The organism is Desulfobacterales bacterium (assembly GCA_029211065.1).
GTDB lineage: Bacteria > Desulfobacterota > Desulfobacteria > Desulfobacterales > JARGFK01 > JARGFK01.
Genome location: JARGFK010000224.1, coordinates 1 through 2,782 on the forward strand (window position 1 = coordinate 1; position 2,782 = coordinate 2,782).

General features: G+C 50.4%; 2 protein-coding genes. One reads left to right on the forward strand and one right to left on the reverse strand.

Going from position 1 to position 2,782, the window contains the following annotated elements:
- Positions 1-239 precede the first annotated feature (239 nt).
- Positions 240-1,034: a glycerophosphodiester phosphodiesterase gene (locus P1P89_22975; protein MDF1594387.1), complete on the forward strand. Its 795-nt coding sequence runs from the start codon at positions 240-242 to the stop codon at positions 1,032-1,034.
- A 52-nt stretch (positions 1,035-1,086) separates the two neighbouring features.
- Here the strand turns inward: P1P89_22975 and P1P89_22980 are convergent, their stop codons facing one another.
- On the reverse strand, positions 1,087-2,421 hold the full coding sequence (locus P1P89_22980) for an MFS transporter (GenBank protein MDF1594388.1): 1,335 nt from the start codon (positions 2,419-2,421) through the stop codon (positions 1,087-1,089).
- Between the last annotated feature and the right edge of the window lie 361 nt (positions 2,422-2,782).

Sequence of the window (2,782 nt, forward strand, 5' to 3'; positions counted from 1 at the left end):
ATTTTCTTTATGGGGCTTGATACTATATGTTGAAAACTGCTGCTCAATGTCGTCCTAAAAGAGCCGCACCCAAATCATTTGCCTGCCAAGAGGACATCCCCCTGAATCCCCCTTTTCGAAAGGAGGACTTTGCCCGAGCAGAAAAAATTGCTTTTTAATGATATCTTTGAAATAATCCGGAAGGTTAATGAGGTGGCGTTTATCAAAAAATTATTTAAAAAGAGGTGATTGGAGAAAGTATGGGGTTACCGGCAGGGGCACAGCGTCGGGTATTAAAACTTATTGATCATATTTATGCCGGGATTCCCCGGCCAATCCCTGACAGAGAAAAGCTGGAGGGCTGCCGCATCATTTCGCACCGGGGGGCCCATGACAACCGGACGGTTTTTGAAAATACGCTGGCGGCGTTTGACCGGATTCGAGACGCGGGGGTGTGGGGCATCGAGTTTGATATCCGCTGGACCAGGGATTTACACCCGGTTGTCATTCATGATGCATCCCTTCAGCGGCTTTATGGTGATTCCCGGAATATCCGGGAGCTGACACTCTCGGAGCTGAAATCTTCCGTTGGGATGATCCCGACCCTGAAAGAGGTGATCGACAGGTATGCCAAAAAACTTCACCTGATGGTTGAATTGAAAAAAGAAGTTTACCCGGATCCGGTTTACCAGAGCCGGGTTTTAAACGATCTTTTCGCCGGGTTGGAACCGGCTGCGGATTTTCATTTTCTCAGCCTCACCCCCGAACTCTTTAAAATGATTGCGTGGCTGCCGGCGGCCGCCTTTCTTCCTATCGCGGAATTCAATGTGGCCCGTATCAGCGATTTGAGCATTCGTGAAAACTATGGGGGAATCCTGGGGCATTACCTGCTGCTGGCGGCGTCGGTTCTGAAAAAACACCAAGACCACCATCAGAAAGTGGGAACGGGGTTTGTGAATTCAGAACGCTGCCTTTTCCGGGAATTAAACCGGGGGGTCCACTGGATTTTTTCCGATAATGCCGTTGGCCTGCAGACCCTTTGCAGTCTGCCGTAAATTCCTATAAGATCAAAATTATTCACCACAGAGTATTTAAGAATAATTGTACTTATTTTTTCTCTGTCAGATATGCCGCTTCCGCTTTTCCTTTTTGTTCATCGACAAAATAGAGCAGAACACCCCCGACTATAAAAAGGATTAAGATAGACGCCATTCCCCAGCGTGTTGCCGTTTGCCCGATCTGCTGCATCTGCTCAATTGTGGGGGACGGCGGCATTAACATCCGTTTGGTCGTCAAGCCGACAATGCCGATAAGCGCCGGGCCGAAAATAGCCGCGAATTTTCCCAGCATATTGTAAAACCCGTAAAATTCCGCTGCCTTGTCATGGGGAATCAGGCGGGAGTAGTACGACCGGCTCAGGGCCTGAATGCCGCCCTGGACCAGCCCGATAACCATGGCAAGGACATAAAACTCTTTGGGGCTGCGCATCATCGTTCCCCACAGGGTAATCAACATGTAGATGCCGATGGCAAGGAAGATGGCCCTGCGAGCCCCCCAGCGCTGACCGAGTTTGCCGAAGAGCAGGGCTGCCGGAAACCCCACAAACTGAACGATCAACAGGGCCAGAATCAAATGATTGGCATCAAAACCGATGGACAACCCGTAATCCACCGCCATGCGAATGATGGTGTCCACGCCGTCAATATAAAACCAGTATGCCAGCAAAAACAGAAAGATGGTCTTCATGTGGCGAATTTTTTTAAAGGTCCGGGCAAATTGCCGGAAACCTTCCAAAACAGTTTGTTTGGCACCTGCCGAAACCGGTGCGGCCGCTTCTTTAGGCACCCACACAATCGTAAAAACCGTGAACAGCCCCCACCATAATGCCACGGACAGAAAGGCGAATCGAACAGCGGCGCCGGCATCCGCAAGTCCGAATTTCTGGGGCCACAATGTCATGAGCACATTCAGCAGAAACAATATCCCGCCGCCGAGGTACCCAAGGCTGTAGCCCAGGCTGGAGACATAATCGATGCGATCCTCGCCGGCAACGGACGGCAAGAGGGAATCGTAAAATATATTGGCGCCGGCAAACCCGATGGACCCCATGGCATAAATAAAAACCGCCCAGGCCCATTGCCCTTTTTGCACGAAAAACAGCGCGGCGGTCATCAAAACCCCTAAATAGGCAAAAAAGATGAGAAACTTCTTTTTAACCGCCCCTTTGTCCGCAATTGCGCCTAGAACCGGCGCCAGCAAAGCCACCAGCAGGCTGGCGCCTGCGTTGGCAAACCCCAACCGGGCGGTACTGATCGTGACGTCGGCCCCGGCACTCCAGAACTGCTTGAAAAATATGGGGAAAAATCCGGCCATGACGGTTGTGGCAAAGGCGGAATTGGCCCAGTCATACATTGCCCAGCCCCAAACAGACTTTCGGCTCATACGCATGCGGCACCTTCTTAATTTGGGAGAAAGGGGTCCAGGATTCGAGGATTCAGGGGTTCAAGTGTTTATTTTCGGTTCTTCTCTAAACTGCTCCTATGTCTCTCGGAAGCTCCGACAGGTAATATTTTCGTTGCCCGATAAATCTTCAGGCATAACTGATAGGATTTTTGTCAACCCTTGATTTCTCAGCATTTCACTGGACCCCTGTCCCGCCTTGGCGGGATTGGCCTCTTGAATCCTTTTGGATCATCAACTGATTTGGAGATGATCCAAAAATAATTTATAGTGGGTATGCACTTTACTCAACCGACCACATGGTGTAGTATGCGGTTATGGAGGAGCCAAGACACCCTGTTGC